A 2,533-nucleotide genomic window follows, 5' to 3' on the forward strand; every position below is an offset into this window, starting at 1 on the left:
TTTTTTCAAGTTTTCGAGTTGTATAAATTTGGGTGTGATTCATTCAGTCTTTGTTTTTCTGCGTGTTTTTGGTAGCTTACGTACAACGTGTTTGTATATGGTTTGTTGCGTGGTTTAAGCACTAAAGTTAGCAAATAAATACCGAATAGAAAATCCGCGAGGATTTTCGTAAGTAGGCTAGAACTAGCAATAAATTATATACGGTGTTGTGCGCAGGCTTTTTTAGCTATTTAATTGGTTTTCCACATTTTTTTCCAATTCACTTTGCTTAAATTCAAACCAACTTTGTCTAAATTCAGACTGGTCTATTTTATGCTTGAAATTCTGAAAAGGCTTTTTATTTGTCAAAATATTCTCTAATTCCATTTGAAGTTTTATGTCAGTTATTTGCTCAACAAATCGCTCCATAATTTTAAAAGATTCAAAACTTTCCAAAACTTCAATTTTGATAAAATCAGCTTTGTGTTGTTCTATCTTTTCTATACTTTCTTTAAAAGACTCTTTAAATTCTTCTTCATCGAATATTTGCGAGAAATTCGGTAATGCTAAAATTTCATTAGTCTTAATATTATAATAGCAGTCATTTCCGCAATCTAGTTCTTGCGCAATTTCTCTGATTATATTTAAATCGATACTTTTCATTTTAAATCAACGTAAATTATTTTGTCCAAACCATTTTGTTGTATATTTTTTCCCTTTTGGGTCAACAACCGTAATTTTAGTTTTCTTAAACTTCTTAAGTTCATTATCATAAAATCCGAAATATTTTGTGTCTTTAAAAATTAGAGTTCGCCAATTTTCTGGATTTATAGGTTTGTTTTTAAATTCTTCTCGATATTCATCAAAGTCTAAATGACGATTAAATGATTCTCCTTTAATTTTTTCGTGTAATTCAATTCTTCTTATAAAAATAGGTTTATTTCCAATGTTAGTTAAAGTTATAACGCATTGAAAATTATCTTTATGTTTACTTTTATAACTATGAATCAATAATTTCTTTTTTTCACTCCTTATTTTGTTATAGATATTCCAACTCAAACTTACAAGAGAAATAGTCAAAGCTAATATAGAAATCAAAAGTTTATAGTCCATTCAGAATGTTTTTTCAGCTTGCGCACAACGGTTGTGTATATGAAAAGTAGCGCTGAAAATAAGCGTTATCTATTCGGATTAAACACAAGCCGAATTTTTAAATTTTACTATTTATTTTTGGGAAATCGTCAAATTTAAAAATTTGGCGACTTCATAAAAATGACAGAACCTTTTTTTAGCAACGACTCGCGCTATTTTTTATATACGTTGTTATGCCATGTCAATTATCGGTATATATTTGACTCCGTATTTTGTTTACATAAAAATAGAGCGATCGAATTTCATTTATTAATCAATCGCTCTACTAAATCAGTTTAAAATCGTAAAAATAATTATAGAAGTCCAGCTATTAATCCTATAATTACACTATCTTTTACGTCTTCATTATTGCTGTTAAAATAAATATACTTTAGTTGTTTGAAAAAACCAAAATGTTCTATAATCTTCCATTCTTTAGAATTGTATTGAAATTTTATATCTTCATTAATAAAAGCATATAGCATATTATTTTTGAAATCAACTTCAAAATCAATTAAAGACACCCCAGTTTCTAAATCAATAACTTTAGTTTTATTCGAAAATAACTTTTTTTTAAATTTAAATTTTTTGTTTGTTAGAAAAAGTTTTTTTCTTATTACAGCAAAGTCTTCATCAATGAAACATATCTTTTCATCATTCATTATAAATGTTGAATCTCTATTTTTGTAGTTATCATTTAGAATTTCAAACGATAATGTGTCAGAAACTGTGTTGATCGTAGCACCATCGCTAAAAGAGTGAAAAGAATATGTACGGTCTTGACCAATTACTGAAATTGGTATAAAACATAATAATAGAATTAGATTTTTCATATCTAAAATAATTCTTTAATACCAGCTCCAGCAGTTGCCCACATACCACCAGTTAACCTAAACGTAACGGCCATAATTAATATCATAAATGGCACATATTTTCCAAATTTGTTCATTATCATAGTATTTATGTCGCTTATATAAAATTTCGTGCGACGATTTAAAGAATGTTTCTTAACTCACTTCGCTATAACGTAAAACTGTTGTTATTTAAGCTCGACGACTTCTTCTTTTATTTCGGTAGTCGTTTTCACATAACCGATTTTGGACAGGCAATCCTAAATACCATATAGTAACATATTTTCTACGTTATTAAACTAAAAATAAATATATTTTTACTAATATAAAGTTAAAGTGTTGTTAACGATATGGCATAACGTGTTTGTATATGGTTTGTTGCGTGTTTTAAGCACCTAATTTAGCAAATACAAACCAAATAGAAAATCCGCGAGGATTTTCGTGAGTAGGCTAGAATTAGCAATAAATTATATACGGCTTAAGTTAGCATTTTAATAAAAACACTAAATTAAGATCTATAAATTAGAAAGAACAAAAGAGAGGAATAAGGTTATTATATACGCAGAGACTAC

Annotated in this window: 3 protein-coding genes; all 3 read right to left on the bottom strand. The window is 27.7% G+C overall.

What is annotated here, in order from left to right:
* Window positions 1-222 precede the first annotated feature (222 nt).
* The 3 genes from DFQ08_RS15955 to DFQ08_RS15965 all read right to left on the bottom strand — a co-directional run bounded on the left by DFQ08_RS15955 (window position 223) and on the right by DFQ08_RS15965 (window position 1,943).
* On the bottom strand, window positions 223-642 hold the full coding sequence (locus DFQ08_RS15955; protein ID WP_114311037.1) for a UPF0158 family protein: 420 nt from the start codon (window positions 640-642) through the stop codon (window positions 223-225).
* 6 nt (window positions 643-648) lie between these two features.
* Window positions 649-1,092: a hypothetical protein gene (locus DFQ08_RS15960; RefSeq protein WP_114311038.1), complete on the bottom strand. Its 444-nt coding sequence runs from the start codon at window positions 1,090-1,092 to the stop codon at window positions 649-651.
* A 332-nt stretch (window positions 1,093-1,424) separates the two neighbouring features.
* Window positions 1,425-1,943 carry a hypothetical protein gene (locus tag DFQ08_RS15965; RefSeq protein ID WP_114311039.1) on the bottom strand — a complete coding sequence of 173 codons (519 nt, stop codon included), beginning with the start codon at window positions 1,941-1,943 and terminating at the stop codon, window positions 1,425-1,427.
* Window positions 1,944-2,533 lie beyond the last annotated feature (590 nt).

The sequence above is a fragment of the Winogradskyella arenosi genome, assembly GCF_003337305.1.
GTDB classification, from domain to species: Bacteria; Bacteroidota; Bacteroidia; order Flavobacteriales; family Flavobacteriaceae; genus Winogradskyella; species Winogradskyella arenosi.